This window comes from Archaeoglobus fulgidus DSM 4304 (assembly GCF_000008665.1).
GTDB classification, from domain to species: Archaea; Halobacteriota; Archaeoglobi; order Archaeoglobales; family Archaeoglobaceae; genus Archaeoglobus; species Archaeoglobus fulgidus.
The window spans coordinates 219689-241956 of sequence record NC_000917.1; the positions used below are offsets into that span (position 1 = coordinate 219689).

Genomic DNA, 22268 nt, shown 5'->3' on the forward strand with positions numbered 1-22268 from the left:
TGGTTAAATGAATATCTTTGACAATATTTTGAGCTCAGCGACAATATTTAAAAATAGAGATGTTTTAAGGCATAGTTACACACCAGAAAAGCTCCCGCACAGGGAAGAGCAGATCAACCAGCTTGCACTACTGCTCTCCCCCATGCTTAGGGGCGGGACTCCCTCAAACATCTTCATTTACGGAAAAACAGGTACGGGAAAAACCGCAACCGTGCTTTTTGTAGCCAGACAGCTGGAGGAGGCGAGCAGGAAGGCGAAGCTGAATGTAGCGGTACATTACATAAACTGCGAGATCGTTGATACCGCCTACAGGGTTCTTGCAAGCCTGGCGAGAAAGTTCGGCAGCAACGTCCCCATGACCGGCTGGCCTACCGACCAGGTTTATGAAGAGGTCAAAAAAGCTCTTGAGAGGAGAGGAACCAGAGTTGTTGTTATTCTCGACGAAATAGACAAGCTGGTTAAGAAGGCCGAGGAAGCTCTGTACGGCCTCACGAGGATAAACTCGGAGCTTGAGAATTCGAGCATCTGCATTGTTGGGATATCTAACAACCTGAAATTCAAGGAGTATCTGGATGCGAGAATTTTGAGCTCGCTCAGCGAGGAAGAGATTGTTTTTCCGCCATACAATGCAGAGCAGCTTGAGGACATTCTGCAGCAGAGGGCAAAGCTGGCTTTTGAGGACGGAGTGCTGGAGGATGGAGTTATCCAGCTCTGCGCTGCAATAGCTGCTCAGGAGCACGGTGATGCGAGAAAAGCCCTCGATTTGCTGAGAGTGAGTGCTGAGATTGCTGAGAGGGAAAGGGACAGCATGGTGAGGGTTGAGCACGTTAAGAAGGCCGTAAGGAAAATTGAGACAGACTACATGATTGAGACAGTAAGGACTTTACCGGTTCACAGCAAAATTCTGCTCTACAGCATGTCCTTGATTTCTGAGAACTCGCCAAAGTTCACGACAGGGGAGGTTTACTGCGTTTACAAGAAGCTTTGCGGAAAGGTTGGAGTTGACCCGCTCACGCAGAGAAGAATCAGTGATTTGATTTCTGAACTCGATATGCTCGGAATTCTGAACTCCGTTGTAATATCCAAAGGGAGGTATGGCAGGACAAGGGAGATGAAGCTTGAAGCTGACGAAAAAGTTCTTAGAAAAGCTCTTGAGGAAGATTACAGGCTGCAAAACCTCAGAAAATTCGAGGGGGAGCTGAAGAAGCTGGCGAACCTCAACTTATTCCAGTTTTAGAAAGACTTTTATTTTCTTTTATCAACTTTTCCTACCCGGCGTGCCCGCCAGCCATGCGTTCCCTGATTGGTGAGGGGAATTCCACTTGGCGGGCTACAATTTTTGCTTTATTGGAGCTTTTACCTATGTAAACCTCAACCCCTCCTGACCACGTAAATTGCATCGGCAAGCTTCTTGTCGAGGGCGAACTGGGTGTTTTCAATCTGAATAACAAAGGCGGGATAAACCCTTATGACCTTTAACCCAACACCGGGAATTATGCCTGCTGAGATTAACATCCTTGTTTCCCTGTCATCAGCCACGGTGTACTTGACTTCTGCCTCGTCTCCCGGAGAGAGCTCACTCAGCCTGTAGATGACCTTCTCCACCTCTGTTTCCTTCTCTATGCAGCAGTGGCCCTGAGGAATTTTCCTGCCATGCGGGCAGACCTGAGGATGTCCCAGTAAGGTGCATATCGCCTCCTCAGCCTCATCGTCAATTAGATGCTCGAACTTGCAAGCGTGCTCTTCAACATCCTTAAACCCCAAAATGTCGCTAAGGAGCCTTTCAGCAAGTCTGTGAAGCCTAACGATTTTCTCTGCCTTTTTCCTACCTTTATCTGTCAGCTTGATAATGCCTCCGTCAACTGTCAGCAATCCTTCTCTCTTCAGCTCTTCCAGTGCCTCTGTTTCCACAGAATCGACTTTAAGCCTTTTTCCTTCCTCCTCTGCCATCCATACATCTCTCAGGATGTTCTCCGCAGTTTCTGAAAGCTTTAAAACCGTCAAACCACCCCCATCATAACAGCAGTGGCGTAGCCTGCAGTAAAGGCTATCGCCACAGACAGCAAGAATACAGCTATTCCCTGCTTTATCCCCCTCTCCTTGCAGATGATGCTGAACTGGGCTATGCAGGGAACAAAGAGAGTTAGAGTGACCATCGCAACAACAACCTGTCCGTAGCTCAGCAAACCCTCGCTGGAGATGTCAAAAAGTCCTGCAGCTCCGTAATCCCTCCTGAAAAACCCGTAAAGGAACACTTCGGAGGCTTTGGGTGGAAGTCCTATTGCGGAGACTGGTACACTCAGTGCTGAAACTATGATGTCAAAGGCGGTCGTTATTCTTCCAATCCAGATCAAAACGCTTATGAGGACAAAAATCGGGAGAACTTCCTTAAAGTACCACTCCAATCTCGAAACGGTTTTGTAAAACACATTTTCAGGCCTTGGGACCCTTATGGGAGGTATTTCCATGAAGAAAACTGCTCTCTCACCCGGAATCACCCTTGAGGAAATAAATCCCGCTATCAGCAGAACTGCAGTAACCACTGAGATCCATATCATCATCGCCCTGAAGTCAGGGGCAATTCCGAGCATCACGCCAAGCTGAGCGCTGCATGGAATGCCCACTGCAAGGAGAATCGTGGCAATAACCCTCTCCCTCCACGTTTCGAGAATTCTTGTAACAATAACGGCCATCGTTCCGCATCCAGTTCCGAGGAGAAGTGGGATAACAGCTCTGCCACTCATCCCGATTTTCTTGAAAATTCCATCCAGCAGGTAAGCCGTCCTCGGAAGAATTCCCGAATCCTCAAGAAGGGAGAAGGCAATGAAGAAGGTTGTGACTATGGGGAAGATTATTGCAATTGCGTATCTGATTCCGAGAGTGATAATGCCGTACTCTCCGCCGATAAGCTCCCTCAGCCAGTAATTAGGAATGTTCTGCTCAAGAAAGGTGTTCACGGCAGTGTTAACGTTCTCCTCAAACCAAGTTTCAATTAAGTCAACGAGAATCTGAGCTCCCAGAATGCCTGCGAGAAGGTAGATGAAGGCGAGGGACAGAATTGTTAGGGGAATTCCGAAAAGGGGATTGAGGGCGAGAATACCGATTTTTCTTGCAATGCTGCTCTCCACGTCCCTCTCCTCGATAACGCCATCGAGAATTCTTTCGGCATTCTCATAGATTTCCCTCATTATCTCGTAGGGGAGAAGATTGCTTTTGCTGACCTTTTCCAGTATCTGAGGATAATTCTTCTCCCTCTTAACGGCCTCAAGTGACACTGAGTCTTTCAGAAGGAGAAGAATCGCCAGTCCTCTCTTTGAAATGCTGTATTCTCCTTCAATCAGCCCTTCAACCTCGGATACAACTTTCTCAACCTGTGGGGAGAAGCGAATTAACCTCTTTTTCTCTGGCTTTAAACCAATTCTCTTTCTTATTTCATCCTTCAGACGCCCAACTCCTCTCTTCTCAGTCGCAACGGTTTTCAGAACTGGAATGCCCAGTCTCTCCTCAAGCAGCTTCTCGTTTATGAAAATTCCAAACTTCTCGGCCTCATCAACGAGGTTCAGGACGAGTATGGTGTTGAACCCCGCCTCTATGAGCTGAAGGGTGAAGGGAAGCGCTCTCCTTATGTTCTTCGCATCAACAACGTGAACGACTAAATCAGCCTCCTCAAGCAGCTTTCTTGCCACCTCCTCCTCTCCCGTAACCGGAACGAGGGAGTGCATTCCCGGAGTGTCGATAATCTCCAGATCACCAAGTTTGGCAACGGCAATGTCGACTGTTGTGCCGGGGTAGTTGGAAATGGTCGCATACTTCCCGGTGAGGGCGTAAAATAGAGCGCTTTTCCCCACATTGGGGTTCCCCACGAGCGCCACCTTTTTTTCTGCAGTGACGGTTTCCGCTTTAACACTGTGACATTCCATTGGTTTTTAGGCTAACCTAAATTATTTAAAGGTTTTGGTCAAAAAATTCAAAACCGATTTTTTAATACAGAAAATTAAAGTTATTAACAACTTAGCCCTAAGCAAGCTGTGAAGTGTGCCGTAATCGTCGTAGTTGATGGTGTAAGCCACGGTGTTTTCTGGAGGCTTTTCAAAGCCGGGAAGCTCCCCTTTTTGGAGGAGATTTCAAAGGAGTCTCTTTTGATTGATGAATGCATCTCTGTCTTCCCCTCTGCCACTGTTAGCGGTCACGCTTCCATTTCAACGGCAGCATTTCCGGGTGAGCACGGGCTTGTTGGGCAGGCGTGGTACGACAGAGCGAAAGGGGAGTATGTGGGATACGATTTCGAGCTAACAATGCCCGACAACTGGATTGATGCTTCCACAAATCTTAACGATGAGCACCTTGTTGCGAAGACAGGCTTTGAGATGGCCAAGGATCTGGGTTTGAGAACATTCAGCGCTGATCTGGTGAGAAAGGGTGCAGACCTGAAGATGAGCTTCATATCTCCGGGAGAGGATAAAGGTGTGGCTGTTGCCAGCAAGCTCATGTTTTTGAGGAGGTTTGCAAGGCATAGGGGGAGAAAGAAGAGCTCTTTCTTGAAAAAGTTGATTTTGAAGCTTTTCCCGCTGCACGTTCTGCAGCATGAGATTGCTGTGAGGAACACTCTTAAGGCTGTGAGAGCTGGATACAGGTTTGGAGTGACGTGGTTCATGGAGACGGATGCCGCATCGCACCTCTTCGGGCCTGACAGCTTCGAGGGGGAGGAGGGTAAGCCTTTCATCTACGATTCTGCAGAAGATGCAATCAGAGATGCTGACGAAGAGCTTGGGAAGCTCTACAGGGAGCTTGAAAAGGATTTTGAACCAGTTATGGGTGTAGTTACGGACCACGGTCAGATGAGGCTTAAGGAGGGTGAGAAGTATCATGTTGATTTGGCAGAGGAGTTTGAAGAGTTCGGCCTCAACGCCTTCACCAACATCGATTACCACGAGTACAGGCAGAGAACAGGAAAGGAAGGTGATGCGGTTTTCGCACCAAGCGGTCCGAGGATGTGCCACATTTATGCTCTAAAACGGGAAGAAAAGGTTTTTGAAGCTCTAAGAGAATTCGAGAGTGTTGAGCACGTATTCTTCAAAAAGGATGGTGAAATTTACGTGGCAGACGAAAAGGAGGTGCTACCTCTCAGCGAATACGAGTTTGGCGAGGAGTATCCGATGGCCAAAGAGAGAGTTAAGGGTTTGTTGAAGAGCGAGAGGTGCGGTGACTTTGTTATTGCAGCAAGGAGGGGATATGAATTTGAGAGGGCAGACCACAAGGGGGCACATGGGGGGCTTTACTTTGAGGAGTCCGTTGGTTTCGGCCTAATCCACAAGCCGGGATTGAAGGAGGAGTGGAAAGAAAGGGGGATGATTATGGATATTTTACCTGCAGTCCTCAAGCTTCTCAGTTCTTAGCGTAGCATGCTAAGGGTTTTCCTTCGAAGATTGCTGTGAGGCAGAGGTTGCAGGATTTGCAGTCTGAGGCATCAACCTCTCCGTTCATCATCTTTTTCGGCAGGTAGGGATCTCTGATCAGAGGTCTGGACATTGAAACGAAGTCCACCTTTTTCAGCAGTTCCTCTGCAGTTTGCCTGCTTTTTATCCCTCCCACAGCCATTACTGGAATGCTAACAGCCTCCTTTATCCTGAAGGCGTATTCCCTGAAGTAAGCCTCCCCGCTCTTAGCAACCTTCTGACTGACAACGTTGTAGCGGTTGTGGTAGATGGATTCATACATTCCCCCGCTCACCTCAATGGCCTCAAAGCCAGCATCGTCGAGTAGCTTTGCAATCCTGACAGCCTCGTCAATTTCAAGCCCTCCGGGAACGAAGTCGCAGGCGTTCATCTTAATCATGACGGGGATTCTGCTCCTCTGCCTTATGCCATCGAAGATGTCGAGCAAAATCTTTGCCCTCTCCTGCCCGTACTCGTCCTTTCTTCTGTTGACATGGGGGGAGATGAACTCGCTTAACAGATAACCGTGGGCTGCGTGAAGCTGCACCGCATCGAAGCCAGCCTTCTCAGCCCTGAGGGCTGCCTTCACAAAGGCTTCTATCACTCTCTCAATGTCCTCTCTTGTCATCTCCCTCGGCTCAACTCCCGTGAAAGGGTCCTTTACCGCTGAAGGGGCAATGGCGTTGCCCAGAAAAGTCTGCCTTCCAGCGTGGGCAAGCTGTGCAACAAAGACAGCATCCTTTGCAGCAGCCTTGACAGCTTCAACCAGCTTTGACAACCCCTCGATGTGGCTGTCATCGCTTATGCCGGTCATCTTGAAGGAGGCTCTGCCATCCTCGCTCACGAACATGTAGCCCGTCACTATTGTTCCAGCACCACCTTCCGCAAGCTTCGTGTAGAGTTCTATCATCTCCTCAGTCACAAAACCTTCCTTCGTGGCCATCGATTCTGCCGTTGCTGATCTGACGAGGCGGTTCTTCATTCTCAGGTGCTCAGTTTCTATAGGTGTGAAAAGCATGTAGCTTTTATTGATCGAGTATTGAAAAAAGTTCTGGTTTAAAGAGCGGTAGGATATGAAGATAGGCATATAGGTTGACGTAATAGTAAAAGTTTTTTTAAAAAGGTTATTTTTTTAAAATTAAGAAAACTGTCGCCGCCAAAATAACGAAAAAAGTTAATTACTTCAATTCTGTTGGTTAAAATAGTGAGTGTCGAGGAGATTTCAGAAAAGTTGAAGGTGGACAAGCTGGCAATCTGCTCGGATGAGATATCGACTGTTGGTCTGGAACCTGATTTAGCGGCTGAATTGAAAGAGCTTATTTACGTCCTCGTTCCAGCGGAGAGCTTTCAAGGTTATCTCGCCGTTGATGGGCAGTACGTGGTTTTCAGAAGGGATAGCAGAAAATGCGTTTTGGCAATCGTTGAGGAGGAGAGAGTTAGGTGGTGTCTCAGAAGACTTGAGGAGGTTTTGAATGGAAGCTGAATACGCGTACGTTGATGGAGAAGTAAAGGGAAACTCCAAAGTTGCAGTTTCGTATTTGAAAGCCATCAGAGAGCTCATCGAGAAGCTCGAAGTTAAAGAACTCGTTTTTGAGAGTGATGAGTATTCAGCGGTGCTTTTGAGTGAGCCTGTAATAATCTTCGTCAGGGTTAGGGGGGACATTTCCGCGGCAAAGGCCCATGCAAGGCGTATACTGAGGGAGCTCGGATACCTTGAGAAGGGCAATCTTGAAGAGGTTTTTGAGCTTGCGGAAAAAATTGAAAACATGCCCATTGAGGAAGTCGTGAAAATGCTCAGGAAATAAGCCTCTTAACCGTCCTGAAGCTCTCAACAATCTCTTTTCTCTTTGCAAAAAGAATTGGCAGCGAAAGAATGATGTAAATTGCCGAGATAATGTATCTCACTTCCACTCCCGGAAACAACAGCTGGACGATGAACAGCAGGAAGAGGGCTGAAGCTTCCTTCCAGCTTATTTTCAGGTCAAGCAGAATGGCAACTGCAAACAGTGATTGGGCAGCAGTTAACAGAACCTCCTCGCTCTGCCTCGCATCCAGAGGGAGGCTCTGGAGCTTGAATGCCGAGATGCTGTAGATGATTGCTATTGTTCCAATCAGAAGGGTCCACTGGTTGACTTTGGAGGAAATCAGGGCGTTCATTGAAGCTGAAACCCTGAATCTCCGAACGAAGTAAATCGCAACAATTAGCTCGGGAGACTCGCTGGCTAAGGGGGCAATCCATTGAACAGCGAGAAATTCATCAATCCCAGCAATTCTCGCCGTCTCAAGCAAACCTTCCGAGAAAGCTTCAACGCTCATCAAAATGGTAAAACCGGCAAAGAGAAACAGGACAACCACTGAAAGACGTCTTGTTTCAGTTTTCAAGCTGCAAAGGTAGGCTGGAACACCCCCAACCTCCACTTCTTCTCTCTCAGCCTTCGTGGAGAGGTAGATGTAGATGGCATACAGAGAGACAAAAACAAGCGCATCGAAAGGTGAGATGTGTCCCTTAAGCGGTAAAGTGAAAGCGTAGAGAGTTGCAAGGAAAAGGAAAAAGATTTCAAGCCTTATTCCATCGTCAAGCTCCACTTCCTTGCTTTTAAGCGTCCTGAAAGCAATAAAGGCGACGAGGCTCCAGCCAATGCCTATCAGCAATCTGTTCGCTCCCGTCATGTTTGCTGTTGCATAGTGAACGTACTCTCCTCCCACGCTACCAGCCTTCCACGCAAAGTAGCCGTCAACCGCATACTCTGGCAGCACGGCAAGAAGGGCAACGATTGCCAAGCTGAAAGACCTTGGAACGTCCATCTCTGCAGTCTCTGCTGCCCAAGAAATGAGGAAGCTCGCAGAGACCACCGCTAAACCGGAAAGCAGAGTCTGGGTTAATGCAGGATGATGATAATTAAATGCGAGGGAAATCAGCCAAGGAAGGGTGAGAGATGAGATTGCAAGCAACTGAAATTTTTCTTTCGTGAAATCCATGCTGGTAGGCTTTTTTGCGGTATTTAAAATTAAGGCGGAAATCGTTATTTACTCATACCTCCAACAGCATTCATGAAAAGGAAGCTTCTGGAAATCCTCGCGTGTCCTCTCTGCAAGTCGGAATTGGAAGTTGAAGTGGTTGAGGAGAACGAAGAGGAGATTATATCTGGAAAGCTCGTTTGCAGCAGTTGTCGTGCTGAATTTCCCATTGAGGATGGGATTCCAGATTTGCGCCCTCCGGAGTTGAGACAATGAAGTACATTGTAGTGACTGGAGGAGTGATGAGCGGACTGGGCAAAGGTATCACAGCGGCCTCAATTGGCAGGCTGTTCGTGGACATGGGCTACAGAGTCATTCCGATAAAAATCGACCCATACATTAACATCGATGCAGGAACTATGAACCCCTTCCAGCACGGGGAGGTTTACGTTTTGAAGGATGGGACTGAAGTGGACCTCGACCTCGGCCACTACGAGAGGTTTATCGGAGAGGAGGTCACGGGAGACCACAACATCACAACGGGGAAGATTTACAAGAGAGTGATTGAGAAAGAGAGAAAGGGGGACTACCTCGGCCAGACGGTGCAGATAATTCCCCACGTTACGGACGAGATAAAGAGCTGGATCAGGAGGGTTGCGAAGGAGAGCAACGCAGAAATCTGCCTTGTTGAGATTGGAGGAACTGTTGGAGACATTGAGGGGATGCCCTTCCTTGAGGCGATAAGGCAGATGCACAATGAGGAGAAGGAGGAGGATTTTGCCCTCGTCCATGTCACCCTCGTTCCGCTTGATGCGGGAGGAGAGCAGAAGACGAAGCCAACGCAGCACAGTGTGAAGGAGCTGAGAGAGCTTGGACTGCATCCCGACGTAATTGTGGGGAGATGCTCTGAAAGATTGAAGCCGGCTACGAAGAAGAAGATAGCCCTTTTCTGTGATGTTCCTGAAGAGGCGGTAATCAGCAATGAGGATGCTGAGGACATTTACGAGGTGCCTCTAATTTTCAAAAGGGAGAAGCTTGATGAGTATCTGATGAGAAAGCTGAATTTAAGGGCAAAAGAAAGCAGAAAAGAGTGGGAGGAGATGGTAAAAAGAATGAAAACACTCTACGAGGAGGCTTCAATTGCCATAGTTGGGAAGTATGTTGACGTGAGAGATGCCTATCTCAGCATCAAGGAGGCTTTAAAGCACGGAGGAATAGAGGCGGGCTGCAAGGTCAACATTGTCTGGGTTGACAGCGAGGACTTAGAGAATGTTGACGACTTCACTCTCGACGTTGATGGAATCCTCGTGCCGGGAGGTTTTGGAGCGAGGGGGGCCGAGGGGAAGATTAGGGCAATAGAGTATGCGAGGGAAAATGGCGTGCCTTTCCTCGGAATCTGCTTCGGCTTTCAGCTTGCCGTTATTGAATTTGCCAGAAACGTAGTTGGTTTCAGCGAAGCAAACAGCACGGAGCTTGACGAGAACACACCCCACCCTGTAATCGATCTTCTGCCAGAGCAGAAGGGGATTGACGAGATGGGTGGGACAATGAGGCTCGGAGACATTGAGGTCACGATCAAGCCGGGCACGATCGCCCACAAGCTCTACGGAAGCGAAAAAGTTGTTGAAAGGCACAGGCACAGGTACGAGGTAAATCCGGAGTACATTGAGAAAATAGAGAGCAAAGGCCTCGTATTCAGCGCTTATTCAGACGGTGGGAGAAGGATGGAGATTGCCGAGCTTCCCGACCACCCGTTCTTCTTCGCAACCCAGTTCCATCCAGAATTCAAGTCGAGACCTTACAGACCCTCCCCACCCTTCGTTGGATTTGTGAGGGCAGCGCTGAAATACAGGAGAGAGGAGGAGATTTGATGGACGTGGAGAAGTTTGTTGAAAACGCAATTAAGGAGATTAGGGAGAGAGTTAAAGACGGTAAGGCTATAATAGCCCTCTCAGGAGGTGTGGACAGCTCAGTCTGCACAGTTCTCGCGCACAAGGCATTAGGCGACCGCCTCATTCCCGTTTTTGTGGACACAGGGCTGATGAGGGAAGGAGAGCCTGAGAAAATAAAGGAAATCTTCGGCAATATGGGGCTTGTGTTCATCGATGCAAAGGAGGAATTTTTCAAGGCTCTCAAGGGTGTCACAGACCCGGAGGAAAAAAGGAAAGTTATCGGTGAGCTTTTCGTAAGAATATTTGAAAGGGTTGCTGAAGAGCACAACGCTGAGTACCTCATTCAGGGAACAATTTATCCGGACATTATCGAAAGTCAGGGGGGTATAAAGAGCCACCACAACGTCGGAGGTTTTCCCACAAGCTACAAGTTTAAGGACGTTATAGAGCCGCTGAGGGAGCTTTACAAGGACGAGGTGAGGGAGGTTGCGAGATATCTCGGTCTGCCGAAGGAGATTTCCGAGAGAATGCCGTTTCCCGGTCCCGGTTTGGCGGTCAGAATCGTCGGAGAGGTAACACCTGAAAAGGTCGAGATCGTCAGAAAGGCGAACAAGATAGTGGAGGAGGAGCTTGCAGACTACGATAAGTGGCAGTGCTTCGCAGCCCTCATAGGCAAGGCCACCGGTGTGAAGGGGGACGTGAGGGTATGGGGATACATCATTGCCGTTAGAGCAGTGGAGTCGAGGGACGGGATGACGGCAGACCCAATAAAGATAGACTACGATAGGTTGAGGAGAATCGCACTGAGAATTACCGGAGAGATAGACAAAGTTTCGAGAGTTGTTTACGACATAACCCCCAAACCTCCAGCGACAATCGAATACGAGTAGCTACGGCAATCCGAGCTTCCTGAATATGTTCCTCGCCGCGACAACCAGCGGGTCCCAAACTCTCGAAACGGGCGGATAGTAGGGGAAGTCGCAGAAGAAAAGGTCTTTCACATCTCCATTTTTGTGCAGAAGTGCTGAGGCAGCGTAAACTCTCATCGCCACGTCCTTCCCCACCGCCTGCAGGCCGAGCAGCTTACCATTTCTGTCGGCAACGACTTTCAGGTGGATTAAACCGCCTGGAAGGTAGCGAGCGGAGGTTCTTGAAGTTATGAAGGCTGAAACAACCTCATATCCAAACCTTATTGCCTCATTCTCGCTTAAACCCGCCTTTCCTATTTCGATGTCCTTGAAACCGGTTAGCTGGCTTTTCAGCGAGCCCGGGTAGTGCATTTCAAGCCCGGCCATGTTGACACCCGCAACGTACCCCATCTTGTTTGCCGGAGCGGCGAGCGGTATCCAGTCCTCCCTGCCTGTTACGATATTGATCGACTCCGCACAGTCTCCAGCAGCGTAAACATTTTCTCTGCTCGTTTCCATCCTGCTGTTCGTCCTGATTGCCCCCTTAACACCAAGCTCAACGAAACCTTTCGCGAGGTCAGTGTTGGGCGCAACTCCAACAGCTATTATTGCCAATTCGCATGGATACTCGCCCTTGTTTGTTACAACTTTTTCTACTCTGTCTTTTCCTTCAAAAGCCGTCACTTTTTCACTCAGTCTTAGGTTTACGTATTTCTCCATCTCTGATTTAATTATTGCGGCAATTTCAGCGTCATACTCGGGAAGTGGTCGCTCCATCACCTCAATGACTGTGACGTTTTTTCCAAGTCTTGTTATAGCATCCGCCATTTCCACTCCTATATAGCCAGAGCCAACAACAACCACGTTATCGACTTTCATTGCCTCTATTTTGACTCTCTCCGCATTTTCGATGTCGTCAACGTAAATAACGCCCTCCAAGTTCTCTCCTTCCACATTTAGCCGAACTGCTTTTGATCCAGTGGCGAATAGCAACTTGTCCCACTCATAGGATGCTTCTTTCCCACCCTCATCAACGGTTAGCCTACCCTCCTCAATTTCCACAACCCTCGCGTTGGTATGAACATCAATACCCCTCTCACGCTTGAAGTAATCTATGTCGTAAGCGCAAAGCTCATCGAACTTCTCGACAGCGCCTCCAACGAAAAAGGGAATTCCGCAAGGAGCGTGACTAACCCATCTCGACTTCTCAAAAACCTTGACGTCCCAGTTGGGTCTTAAAGCTTTCACTCTTGAAGCTGCACTCATTCCAGCAGCGCCACCGCCTATAATTGCAACCTTCACAACCTCAATAAAATCCGAATTTTTTAAGGTTTTCTGAGGCTTAGCAGTGCCATCTTTGTGGCTCAGAAAAGCACCAAAGTTTCAGCGCCGGGGGTGGGATTCGAACCCACGCGGGCAACGCCCAACGGCTTAGCAGGCCGTCGCCTTACCGCTCGGCAACCCCGGCTCAACTTTTCTTCGCAACGAGCAATTTAAGGATTTTGGTCACGGATGTGACGGCTTGATAAAATGTGGGAAAGAGTTAAATTAAATTTTGCCAATGTATTTTTGAGGTGGTATTGATGGGTGAGAAAGTAAGAGATAGGGAGCATCACGAGAGGCTTTTTAAGGCTTCGATGAGCCCTATAAGAAGGCAGATTGTTGCCGCGATAGGCGTTCAGGGCAAGACGAGGGAAGAGCTAAAAAAGGAGCTTGAACTCTCCGATTTCCAGTTCAAGTTCAATCTGGACTGGCTCATAAGAGAGGGGTTTGTAAAAGAGGAAGATGGGAAGCTGAAGCTTACTGACGACGGGATTGAGCTGCTTGAGGCCGGTTAAGTAACTATCTCTTCCATTCTTTTGAGCTCCATCGCCTTTTTTATTTCCATCATTGTCAAATCCAGTGGGTCTTCTATCTTCACACCATGCTTAAGTGTGAGGTTTCTCATCTCCGGCGATGTGGGGCCTATTGCAGGGTCGCCAGGAACCCTGAAGGAGACATCGAAGATTACGAACTCAAGCTTCGTCTCATCCTCGGGAGAGTAAGCCATTGCTCCCTGCAGACCGAACATGCCTATGATTCCCGGTGGAAATTCAGCTTTGCAGGCTTCGATGAACTTCTCTGCAGCCTCGTAAACTTCTTGCTGCTTGCTCTCCCTCATGGTAACTCCGAAATGACCAATCTCCTCGTTCTTTACCGGAACGTTAATCTTTAGCTGATCCTTCGCAGGCAGGTTCAGAAATCCCTGCAGGTTGACCTGTCTCCTGTCGCTGAACCCCACAAAGTCAAAGTTCCCAAACACGTCTTTAAGGGCGTAACTGTGGAAGTTGGCGTTGAACCTCGCTCCCAACACGTACTCCTCTATTCTGGCCTTTTTTAGCCCCTCCTCGTCAATTACACCTTCCTTCAGCAATCTCTCAGCCTGCTCGTAGTAGTCTTCCGGCGAAACGGCGTAGAAAAAGGCTCTTTCGAGTGGATTCTTCGCCTGCTGAACCTTGACTATCACGAGCCTGTCGATCTCCTCCGGAGACTTGAACTCCTTGGGATACCTCAAACCTGCCTTTTCGAGAAGGTAGTACTGGTTTTTAGGGTGGTTTCTCTCCTCAGCTCTCAGCATAAACCTGTTGCCGTAAATCGGGACTTCAAACTCCTTCTCTATACCGTCGTAACCGACATACACGGCAAAGCTCCTGTTGGGGATGAAAATGGTGTTCAATTCGAGTAGTTTTTCCTGAATTTCCCTGTTAAGTATGTCCTTAAACTTCTCGACCATTATCACCTCATCATAAAGGTGCCTGTTGTATTTGGTGTAAAGCTTGTCCCTTCCCCTCTGCACGACGATGACTGTCTTGAAGCCCCAGGCTTTTGCAGCCATTCCCACTTCCTTCGCTGAGTGAGAGCCGAAAATTCCTATGGTGACGTCCTCGTAACTGGCTGCGATTTTCCGCGGATTCATGTTTCACGTTGTGTCGCACTTAAAAAATTGATTGGTAATGTATTGCAGTGCGAAAGTTTCGGACTTTTACAAAATTCTCAACACGAACACCGCAATAAACAAATGGCAGAGAAGTACGGGATTTCAAAAGATGATGTTCTCGATGCAATTGAATATGCTGCAAAAACCATGCTAAGGAGGAAATCAGGAAATATGCGAAAATCTAAGTTTTTGCTGGATGCCAACATTTAGCTTTAAGCACAGAGGTGATTAGAACTTTCGGTTGGTTCAAGAGAGTTTGGAAATTCTTCTACCAAAACAAATTACTCATACTTATGCAACCTCACAACGATTTCATCTCCATTTTCCAAATCCTCACCATTAACCTCTACAACGCCCACAAATCGATTATCTGATGTTTTAACTGTTACGACATAAACTCCATAATTCCTCAGCACAGTTTGATATTTTCCACTCTCATCTGTCTCGCCTCTTTCAATCAGAGGGTCATACCAGTTTTTCAACGCGAAGATTTCCACTTCCGCATTTTTTGCTTGGTCTATCGTTTGCTTCACCTGCAGCGGGGTCTATTATCGCAGTAATCGTGACATTCACAGCATTAAAGCCGTGTTCGTCGAGGACAGAGATTCCGGTGTCATCTTTCAGGTTGTATAGACTTTCGTAAACGTTTCTGTAACTCCCTTTTAGATGTTCGGCGTATGATTCAGCCTTTACAGGATAATTGGGCGTTGTAAATATCCCGTCGAAAACTGACGATACCATGATACTCAGACTCCACGGCAACAACCATTGTGATTTGAGAGAGCAACCAGAAAATGACGAACAAAGCCATTATTTGCCTTGCCAATCTCTTCAAGTTCTTCTCAGATTTTTGAAACTTATATGCGAAAACTGCCAGTGAAAAAATTAGAGAGATTAGCAGTGGGTAAATTGTTAAAACTTCAATTAACGGATAAATTACAGACAAGACTGGAACCTCGACAAAAACGATAAACACGATAATTGGCAATGAAGGAAATATGCTTTTCCTAACTTCAATGCTCATGTAAAAGATTAAAGAAGCAAAAAATATTAACTTTGCACTGCTAAAACAAACATGGAACTTAACCCTAAACTCTCAAAAATCATCGAAACTATCAAATCCCATCCCAAAGTAATTGCAATCTACCTCTTCGGCTCTCACGCTAAAGGAAATGCGACACCTCTCTCAGACATAGACATTGCAGTTATAATGGAAAATCCAACCCCTGAAAGCGAAGCAGATATCGGAAGCCTATCATCTCCAGAAATTGATGTGGTCCTTTTCCACCGCCTTCCTCTGCACATAAAACACGAGGTATTCAAGTATGGAAGAGAGCTTTTTGTGAGAGATGAAGAGAAGCTTGCGGAGATAAAGTTCAGGGTTATGAGAGAATACCTCGACACGTCTCGAATGTATAAGCGCATTTCATCAGAGGTGCTTGGATGAGGTTTGCAGAGCTCGTTTTGCGTTTTGAGAAGCATCTAAGAGGTACAATGAATCTCAAATCCAAGGATGTGAAGGATTACTTCATTTACAACACTCTCGCAATGGAGTGCTTTCAGGCTGCCAATACACTCATGAGGCGGGATACATAAGCGATGATGAGAGAACATGTCGCCCCAGCCTCTAAAGAAATAAATGGGCTCGCCCGGATTCGAACCGGGGACCTCCTGCGTGTGAGGCAGGCGTCATAACCACTAGACCACGAGCCCTTAAGGGTTGTTGAGGCTGAATTGTTTATATTTTTGTTGCTCCCGACGGCCTTTCATCGCGTGCTACTGCACCCTCCGGCCGCAACGGCGGGTGATGTAAGTTGGTTTTTCTGGATTTAAAATTAGCGGTTCACCTTTTGTGTAGTGTTACAAAAATAAGCTCTTAAGCGATGAGAGCGCCCGGGCCGGGATTTGAACCCGAGTCGCGGGCTTTCCGCGGATTTAGGGCTTAAGGACCCCATCTCCACGACAGGCCCGCATGATAGGCCGGACTACACCACCCGGGCTTGTGGCTCTTTCGACCTTAATCTCATTGGGCTTTTAAGGATTTTGGTCACGGGTGCGTGTACACCGCGACCAGTTCCTCGTCAGCAGACTCTACTTTACAGAAAGCAAATCTCTCGAACTGCACGACTTTCCCGACATCTCTAACTGCGTTTCTCTCCACAAGCCCTTCCGCTTCCCTTTCGCCGATAACCTTGCCCTTGATAGCCTCGCTCTCAGGAAGCCAGTGGATTATGTTCTTCCCCTTCTTGACCCCCTCAAGCTCAAAACCCATGAACTCTGCCTTCTCGTCAAGCAGAACGTTGCAGAAGTCCTTCAGCCTTACAACCTGCCCTTTCAACCTCTCGAAGTCGTCTTTTGTAACATATATAGTTCTTTCACCTTTCAGCCTTCTCTTCTCGCCCGTGTGCGGATTCAGCGGGAGCTCGACCTCTTTCTTCTCCGGCAGGTTAACGATTTCAATCTTCACGGGCCCCCAAATGAAAAAGTAACGGTTTGCCTTGCGATCGATGATTTTCCTGTTCTCAGCGTAAAGATTCTTGAGACTGACGGAAACGTCGTTCTCGCCAACTCCCAGCGAAAGGAAGAAGCTCTTTATGGCTTCAGGCTCAAATCCTCTCCTCCTGAAGGCTCTCAAGGTTGGCAGCCTTGGGTCATCCCAGCCCTCATACTTACCCCTTTCAATATCCTTCTTAATTGAAGAAGTCGATAGCTTCCCGAATTCGAAGATTTTAACCCTGCCCCAGTGCTTTGTAATGGGGTAAATCCAGCCAAAATACTCGTAGATGTATCTCTGCCTCCTCTCAGAATCAATTAAGTCCTTACCCCTGATAATGTGCGTTATGCCTAAAAGGTGATCCTCTATAGCAGATTCAAAATCGAGTGTGGGATAGACAACATATTTATCCCCAACGAGAGGATGTGATTCCTTTATTATCCTGAAAGCCACCCAGTCCCTTATTGCCGGATCCTTGTGGCGCATATCCGTCTTAATTCTAAGAACGACTTCTCCTTCCTCATAGTCTCCTTCAAGCATTCTCTCCCAGACTTCAAGTGTATCCTCGACGCTGATGTTTCTGTGTGGGCACTCCTCACCACTGTCCCTGAACTTCTTGAACTCCTCCTGACTGCAGAAGCAGGTGTAGGCTTTGCCCATTTCTATAAGCTTTCTTGCATAATCGTAGTAGATGGGAATCCTTCTTGAGGCGTAAATAACCTCGTCAGGCTTGTAACCGAGCCATTCAATGTCCTCTAGGTACCACTCGTAGGCCTCAATCATCGGTCTCTTGGTTCTGGGGTCTGTATCGTCAAACCTGATAATGTACTTCCCTTCGTACATCTTCGCGTATTCACCGTTGACGATTATCCCCCTAGCAGAACCGAGTGTAGGTGGACCGTTTGGATTAGGAGCGAATCTCATCACAACTTTCCCTTTCTCAGCCCCCTCAAGCTCTGGAAGCTTCTTCGTCTCCAACTCCCTTTTAGCTTCGCTATCCATGCTGTATTTTTTGATTAGCTCCTTCCTTACTTCTTCAGAAAGCGCTTCGAACTCGGTAATGCACTCCTTTACGAGTTCAAGGACCTCTTTAGCTTTTTTTCTGAGTTCTGGATTTTCTGCCATCACCTTCCCCATTACAGCCTTTTCACTGGCTTTTCCGTACTTTGCGGCGTTCTGAACTACGTATTTCATTATGACTTCTTTCACGGCCCACCTGGGAAGTTGAGAAATATAAAGGTGATGAAAGTTTTAAATTCAGGAGAGCAAAACTTCGTGCCTATGGTGGCATCGAGCAGTTTGGCACTGTTGTTCTCCATAGCCGTCGTGCTGATTTTGATAAGAAAGGTCAACATAGGCTTGGCCATCTTTGTTGGTTCAGCAATACTTGCCTACCTCACTCTCGGTGCTGATGGGCTTTTGGTTATGCTGAAGTCCCTTGCAAATCCCCAAACAATTGAAATAGTGGTTATTGTTATTCTTGCCTTCACCCTCGGTTACTCAATGGAATACTTTGGAATGCTCGAAAAAGTCACAGGCGGACTCTCAGAATCGTTTGGAGTATACAGTTTTCTCCTCATCCCACTTTTGATTGGATTGCTTCCCATGCCCGGTGGTGCGCTTATCTCAGCAGTTATGCTCGGACCACTGACAAAAATGTACCGAATCTCTCCCGAAAAAGCGACTCTCCTCAACTACTGGTTCAGACACGTATGGGTCACATTTTGGCCCCTCTATCCGAGCGTCATAATAGGTGCGGCAGTCGTCAACGTTGACTATTTCCACTTTGCCGCTGCTACGTTTCCAATCGGAGTTTTTGCACTGACTGCTGGACTAACGCTGACCAGAGGCATGGAAAGGAGGTTTAGAGTTTCAAGAAACCTTTTTGATTCCCTGATTAACCTCTATCCGATAGCCATACTCCTAATCCTTTCAGTTCTGCTAAGGCTCGACCTCCTCCTTGCCCTTGTTGTGGCTATTGCTGCAGTTAGCATCCACAATAGAGCAAAGCTGGAAGACTTCAGGGAGATTTTCAGAAGGACAGTGGACAAAAAAATAATACTGCTGGTCTTCGCAGTGATGGTTTACAAGTCTGTAATACAGAACAGCGGTGCGGCGGAATCTCTTTTCACCGACATCTCTCTCGGATTTCCTGCTCCTGCAGCAGCGTTTCTTCTAACACTCTTGGTGGGCTTTGCCACGGGCATCGAAATGAGCTACTCATCCATAGCTCTCCCTCTCCTAACGTCCTTTACGGGTTCTGGAATTGTTGTGGCGAAGAACCTGATGCTCGTAATTGCTGCTGGTTATATTGGGGTCATGCTCTCTCCCATGCACCTCTGCTACATCCTCACCGCAGAGTACTTTGGCACAGAAATCGGCAAGACCTACAGGCAACTTCTGGCAATTGCGGGAATTACTGCAGCGCTTGTTTGGATTGCATACTTGGTGATTTAATAAAAGAATGAAAAATTTTTATTTAGTATAGTAATCCTTGTACTGTTCCCTCAGCGTCCGTTTGCTGAACTTTCCTACGCTTGTTTTTGGTATCTCGTCAGTTATGATGATGTCATCTGGTAACTGCCACTTTGCAAATCTCTGTTTTAAATGCTCGTACAGCTCTTCCTTTGTTATGCTGTCCTTGAATTCAGGCTTTGGAACGACAAACGCTAGAGGTCTCTCCTCCCACTTGGGGTGGGGAATGCCCACAACGCACGCCTCAAATACCTTTGGATGAGCCATAAGGTGGTTCTCAAGGTCAACGCTGCTTATCCACTCTCCACCGCTCTTTATTAGATCTTTGAACCTGTCTACAATCTTGATGTATCCCCACTCGTCGATGGTTGCGGCATCACCGCTCTTCCACCACTTTAACAGCCCGTCATCGATGAACGACTCGAACGTTCTTGCATCCTTGTAGTAGCTTCCCGTAATCCAGTGCCCCCTGATGCAGAGTTCGCCAATCGTCTTGCCATCGTGTGGAAGTCTGTTCCCCTCCTCGTCAACCAGCATGACCTCCACGCCAAACACGGGGATTCCCTGCTTCCTCTTGAGCTCCCACAACTCCTCTTCGTTCAGTTTTTCCCTCAGCTCCGGTTTTACGTAGTTGTAGCACACGAGCGGGGATGTTTCGGTTGCCCCATAAGCATGAATTATTTCAATGCCGAATTCTTTCAATCCCTTCATCACTGCAAGCGGTGGCTCAGTTGCGCCGCTCCACGCCCTTATGTTGAACTTCGGCTTTGGCTCGACCTTCTGGAGGTAGTTTAGCATGGGAAGGAAAATGGCAGGAGCTCCAGCTGTTGCTGTAACCTTTTCGCTCTGCATCAGTTCAACCACCGGAGCAAGGTTGTCTACAGCATATCTCCCAGGGAAGACGAGCTTGCTCCCTGCCAGTGTTGCAGCGAAGAAAACACCCCACCCATTTGCGTGGAACATCGGAACAAGCTGCATGTAAGCGTCTTCGGGCCTTAAACCCATTCCGATTGCCGCTATTAGTGAGTGGAGCACCATCGAGCGGTGGGAGTAGTAAACTCCCTTCGGATTTCCGGTTGTGCCGGATGTGTAGCAGGCTGCGTAGGCAGAAGTTTCATCCACCATCGGGAAATCGTAGTCCTTACTTGCTTTTCTCAAAAGTTCTTCATAGCTGTAAACTTCCGGAAGCTTCGTCTCCGGAGTTTCCCCGTCGGTCATGACCACATACTTCTCCACACCTATAGACGGGGCTATAGCTTCGGCAATTGGAAGCAAGGATTCATCAACGAATATCACCTTCGCACCGCTGTGGTTTGCAACATAGGCAATCTCCCTCGGATGCAGCCTCAGGTTCATCTCCAGAAGGACTGCTCCGATCCCGGGAATGGCAAAGAAGAGCTCAAAGAATCTGTGAGTGTTCCAGCTCAGAACTCCCACTCTATCTCCAACATCGACCCCAAGCTCTTCGAGGACGTTGGCCAGTCTTGAAACTCTCTCGTAAGCCTCGCCATAGCTGTATCTGAACAGGCTCCCATCCAGGTTTCTCGAAACAACCTCCCTCTCTGGAAAATTCGTGGCCGCATGTCTCAGTATGTTTGTAATGTTCAGCTGGTATTCATCCATCATTGTCGACGGAAAACCTCTTACAAAACGCATGATTGATATTTACTAAACAATTATTTAAGATTGTTGCTTCTGAGGGCAAAGCTTAAATTTCTATACCGACAAGGAGAGCAAGAGCCGCCGTAGCTTAGCTGGTAGAGCGTCCGGCTGTTAACCGGACGGTCGCAGGTTCGAATCCTGCCGGCGGCGTATTGTCGCCGGTTTTTGTGAACCTTTTCAATTTTATTTAGAAACCAAAACAGCAAGTAAAGTAACCACAACTCTGGTAAGGCTGATAGCTGCTACAAACAAAAACATCCAGAATATCCACTGCAGGCTAATCGCGGAAAGCAGGCAGAAAATCATGATCAGAAAAATCCTCTCATCCCTTTTTCCGGGAATGTAGTTCAGCACGCGAAACTTTCCGAATATGCTCTCTCCGAACTCCGCCTTGTACTTCTCGGAGGTGTAGCTGACCATCACACTCCCGAAGATCGCAAACATAGCTACGGTTGCCGTTTTTGGATACAGGAGAGCGATTATTGCGAGAAAAAGGAAATCGACGAACCTGTCCAGAATTGAATCAACATACCCGCCTTTTTTGGACATTTTCAGTGAGGCTCTTGCTATCTCCCCATCACACCCGTCGAGAATTGAGGAGAACTGGTACAGCAGGCCTGCTAAGGGAATCGAAAAAAAGCTTGCTAAGGCGGAAAAAGCTCCGACAAGGAAAGAGATAAGAGTCATCTGGTTGGGGTTGACTTTATTAACGATGGCTGCCGAAATTCTCGTCGAGATTTTCCTGTTGATTTTCCTTGAAATAAACCCGTCCCCGGAGCCCTTGACTGCAGCAGACACCAAGGCTCTATTAGCCCTCCTAACGTCCTCCTTTGTGTCCACATCCATCCATAGCTCCCCATCAACGTAAGTTACAGGCAGTCTGGCGAGTTTAACAATCTCGCTCAGCGGTATCTCCTCCCTGTCTCTGAGCTTTTCAGCATGCTCGAAGATTGAATCATCCAGGACGAAAAATCCAGTGTCAACGCAGTCAAACTCCCTCAAATCTTTGCCGATCTTCGCCACTCTGCCGTCCTCCACTCTAATCTTCGTGGCCTCCCCAATGTCGACAAACCTCGGCTCTCTGTCCGCTATAACCCCTTCCCCCCTCACAGCCTTTTCGATGAACTGCTGGCTGTACACGTGGTCGCCCATGGTCAGAATGAACCTGTCCTCTACATGGTTTTTGGCAACAAGCAGGGAGTAGCCGTTTCCCTTCTCGGGCCTGTCATGCCTGACTATCTTGTAATTGAAACCCTTATCCTTCAAAAACGCGTCGATGTCATCAGCGTAGCGACTTGCCACGATTATGAACTCCGAAACGTGGGGGGAGAGGAGCTTCATGGTTCTTAAAATTATTTCACAGCCACCAACTCTGACCAAAGGCTTTGGAACACCACCAAGCCTCGTGCCCAATCCAGCGGCAAGTATAACCGCCTTCATCAATTTTATTCTTCCTGCAAAGATTTT

At 47.8% G+C, this 22268-nt stretch carries 23 protein-coding genes and 4 tRNA genes; 13 read left to right on the forward strand and 14 right to left on the reverse strand.

Annotated elements, in window-relative coordinates; translation table 11 throughout:
* Window positions 1-7: 7 nt before the first annotated feature.
* Window positions 8-1237, forward strand: a complete 1230-nt coding sequence (locus AF_RS01205; RefSeq protein ID WP_010877755.1) for an ORC1-type DNA replication protein — start codon at window positions 8-10, stop codon at window positions 1235-1237.
* Between the two features lie 134 nt (window positions 1238-1371).
* Here the strand turns inward: AF_RS01205 and AF_RS01210 are convergent, their stop codons facing one another.
* Both AF_RS01210 and feoB read right to left on the reverse strand, forming a co-directional pair.
* Window positions 1372-2004 carry a metal-dependent transcriptional regulator gene (locus AF_RS01210; RefSeq protein ID WP_148183404.1) on the reverse strand — a complete coding sequence of 211 codons (633 nt, stop codon included), beginning with the start codon at window positions 2002-2004 and terminating at the stop codon, window positions 1372-1374.
* Window positions 2001-3920 (reverse strand): ferrous iron transport protein B, encoded by a 1920-nt coding sequence (feoB, locus tag AF_RS01215; protein WP_010877757.1) that lies wholly within the window; start codon window positions 3918-3920, stop codon window positions 2001-2003. The genes AF_RS01210 and feoB overlap by 4 nt, the downstream gene beginning before the upstream one ends.
* A 108-nt stretch (window positions 3921-4028) precedes the next feature.
* Here feoB and AF_RS01220 point away from each other — a divergent pair, with 108 nt between their 5' ends.
* Window positions 4029-5396: a nucleotide pyrophosphatase/phosphodiesterase family protein gene (locus AF_RS01220; RefSeq protein ID WP_010877758.1), complete on the forward strand. Its 1368-nt coding sequence runs from the start codon at window positions 4029-4031 to the stop codon at window positions 5394-5396.
* Here the strand turns inward: AF_RS01220 and AF_RS01225 are convergent.
* Window positions 5386-6453, reverse strand: coding sequence for an NADH:flavin oxidoreductase (locus AF_RS01225; RefSeq protein ID WP_048064194.1), 1068 nt, complete (start codon window positions 6451-6453; stop codon window positions 5386-5388). The two genes, AF_RS01220 and AF_RS01225, sit on opposite strands and share 11 nt — an antisense overlap.
* A 186-nt stretch (window positions 6454-6639) precedes the next feature.
* Here AF_RS01225 and AF_RS01230 point away from each other — a divergent pair, with 186 nt between their 5' ends.
* Entirely contained in the window at window positions 6640-6918 is a 279-nt protein-coding gene (locus AF_RS01230) for a hypothetical protein (protein WP_010877760.1), read from the forward strand.
* A complete protein-coding gene (locus tag AF_RS01235) occupies window positions 6908-7240 on the forward strand; it encodes a hypothetical protein (RefSeq protein WP_010877761.1) in 333 nt (110 codons plus the stop codon). The genes AF_RS01230 and AF_RS01235 overlap by 11 nt, the downstream gene beginning before the upstream one ends.
* Here the strand turns inward: AF_RS01235 and AF_RS01240 are convergent.
* Entirely contained in the window at window positions 7230-8414 is a 1185-nt protein-coding gene (locus tag AF_RS01240) for a sodium:calcium antiporter (protein ID WP_010877762.1), read from the reverse strand. The genes AF_RS01235 and AF_RS01240 overlap by 11 nt on opposite strands.
* Window positions 8415-8486: 72 nt before the next feature.
* Between AF_RS01240 and AF_RS01245 the strand changes: the two genes are divergently transcribed.
* The 3 genes from AF_RS01245 to guaA are packed head-to-tail and all read left to right on the forward strand — an operon-like array spanning window position 8487 to window position 11175.
* Window positions 8487-8669, forward strand: a complete 183-nt coding sequence (locus tag AF_RS01245) for a methytransferase partner Trm112 (RefSeq protein WP_048064196.1) — start codon at window positions 8487-8489, stop codon at window positions 8667-8669.
* Window positions 8666-10264, forward strand: a complete 1599-nt coding sequence (pyrG, locus tag AF_RS01250; protein ID WP_010877763.1) for a glutamine hydrolyzing CTP synthase — start codon at window positions 8666-8668, stop codon at window positions 10262-10264. Before AF_RS01245 ends, pyrG begins: the two co-directional genes overlap by 4 nt.
* Window positions 10264-11175, forward strand: coding sequence for a glutamine-hydrolyzing GMP synthase (guaA, locus tag AF_RS01255; RefSeq protein WP_010877764.1), 912 nt, complete (start codon window positions 10264-10266; stop codon window positions 11173-11175). Before pyrG ends, guaA begins: the two co-directional genes overlap by 1 nt.
* On the opposite strand, the gene AF_RS01260 is transcribed toward guaA, so the two are convergent.
* Both AF_RS01260 and AF_RS01265 read right to left on the reverse strand, forming a co-directional pair.
* Window positions 11176-12495, reverse strand: a complete 1320-nt coding sequence (locus AF_RS01260) for an FAD-dependent oxidoreductase (RefSeq protein ID WP_010877765.1) — start codon at window positions 12493-12495, stop codon at window positions 11176-11178.
* Between the two features lie 85 nt (window positions 12496-12580).
* Window positions 12581-12661, reverse strand: a tRNA-Ser gene (locus tag AF_RS01265).
* A gap of 115 nt (window positions 12662-12776) precedes the next feature.
* Between AF_RS01265 and AF_RS01270 the strand changes: the two genes are divergently transcribed.
* Window positions 12777-13031 (forward strand): hypothetical protein, encoded by a 255-nt coding sequence (locus AF_RS01270; protein WP_048064198.1) that lies wholly within the window; start codon window positions 12777-12779, stop codon window positions 13029-13031.
* Here the strand turns inward: AF_RS01270 and AF_RS01275 are convergent.
* Entirely contained in the window at window positions 13028-14149 is a 1122-nt protein-coding gene (locus AF_RS01275; RefSeq protein WP_010877767.1) for a formate--phosphoribosylaminoimidazolecarboxamide ligase family protein, read from the reverse strand. The two genes, AF_RS01270 and AF_RS01275, sit on opposite strands and share 4 nt — an antisense overlap.
* A gap of 102 nt (window positions 14150-14251) precedes the next feature.
* Between AF_RS01275 and AF_RS13655 the strand changes: the two genes are divergently transcribed.
* Window positions 14252-14380 (forward strand): hypothetical protein, encoded by a 129-nt coding sequence (locus tag AF_RS13655; protein WP_280097438.1) that lies wholly within the window; start codon window positions 14252-14254, stop codon window positions 14378-14380.
* A gap of 71 nt (window positions 14381-14451) precedes the next feature.
* Here the strand turns inward: AF_RS13655 and AF_RS01280 are convergent, their stop codons facing one another.
* Together AF_RS01280 and AF_RS01285 are read right to left on the reverse strand one after the other, a co-directional pair.
* A complete protein-coding gene (locus tag AF_RS01280) occupies window positions 14452-14667 on the reverse strand; it encodes a hypothetical protein (protein WP_048064199.1) in 216 nt (71 codons plus the stop codon).
* A gap of 185 nt (window positions 14668-14852) precedes the next feature.
* Window positions 14853-15194 (reverse strand): hypothetical protein, encoded by a 342-nt coding sequence (locus tag AF_RS01285; RefSeq protein WP_010877769.1) that lies wholly within the window; start codon window positions 15192-15194, stop codon window positions 14853-14855.
* A 51-nt stretch (window positions 15195-15245) separates the two neighbouring features.
* On the opposite strand from AF_RS01285, the gene AF_RS01290 reads away from it, so the two are divergent.
* Together AF_RS01290 and AF_RS13000 are read left to right on the forward strand one after the other, a co-directional pair.
* Entirely contained in the window at window positions 15246-15617 is a 372-nt protein-coding gene (locus tag AF_RS01290; protein ID WP_010877770.1) for a type VII toxin-antitoxin system MntA family adenylyltransferase antitoxin, read from the forward strand.
* Window positions 15614-15766: a hypothetical protein gene (locus AF_RS13000; protein ID WP_156029480.1), complete on the forward strand. Its 153-nt coding sequence runs from the start codon at window positions 15614-15616 to the stop codon at window positions 15764-15766. The genes AF_RS01290 and AF_RS13000 overlap by 4 nt, the downstream gene beginning before the upstream one ends.
* 44 nt (window positions 15767-15810) lie before the next feature.
* Here the strand turns inward: AF_RS13000 and AF_RS01295 are convergent.
* The 3 genes from AF_RS01295 to gltX form a co-directional block, all read right to left on the reverse strand.
* Window positions 15811-15883 (reverse strand) — tRNA-Val (locus tag AF_RS01295).
* A gap of 177 nt (window positions 15884-16060) precedes the next feature.
* A tRNA-Asp gene (locus AF_RS01300) sits at window positions 16061-16170 on the reverse strand.
* A 47-nt stretch (window positions 16171-16217) separates the two neighbouring features.
* The gene (gene gltX, locus AF_RS01305) at window positions 16218-17873 is read right to left on the reverse strand and encodes a glutamate--tRNA ligase (RefSeq protein ID WP_010877771.1); all 1656 of its coding nucleotides are present in this window, start codon (window positions 17871-17873) and stop codon (window positions 16218-16220) included.
* A 72-nt stretch (window positions 17874-17945) separates the two neighbouring features.
* On the opposite strand from gltX, the gene AF_RS01310 reads away from it, so the two are divergent.
* Window positions 17946-19121 (forward strand): TIGR00529 family membrane protein, encoded by a 1176-nt coding sequence (locus AF_RS01310; protein WP_158296873.1) that lies wholly within the window; start codon window positions 17946-17948, stop codon window positions 19119-19121.
* A gap of 18 nt (window positions 19122-19139) precedes the next feature.
* Here AF_RS01310 and AF_RS01315 read toward each other — a convergent pair whose 3' ends face one another.
* A complete protein-coding gene (locus AF_RS01315) occupies window positions 19140-20795 on the reverse strand; it encodes a long-chain fatty acid--CoA ligase (RefSeq protein ID WP_010877773.1) in 1656 nt (551 codons plus the stop codon).
* Window positions 20796-20878: 83 nt separating this feature from the next.
* Between AF_RS01315 and AF_RS01320 the strand changes: the two genes are divergently transcribed.
* Window positions 20879-20951 (forward strand) — tRNA-Asn (locus AF_RS01320).
* Between the two features lie 33 nt (window positions 20952-20984).
* On the opposite strand, the gene AF_RS01325 is transcribed toward AF_RS01320, so the two are convergent.
* On the reverse strand, window positions 20985-22241 hold the full coding sequence (locus AF_RS01325; RefSeq protein WP_048064606.1) for a bifunctional L-myo-inositol-1-phosphate cytidylyltransferase/CDP-L-myo-inositol myo-inositolphosphotransferase: 1257 nt from the start codon (window positions 22239-22241) through the stop codon (window positions 20985-20987).
* Window positions 22242-22268: the final 27 nt, after the last annotated feature.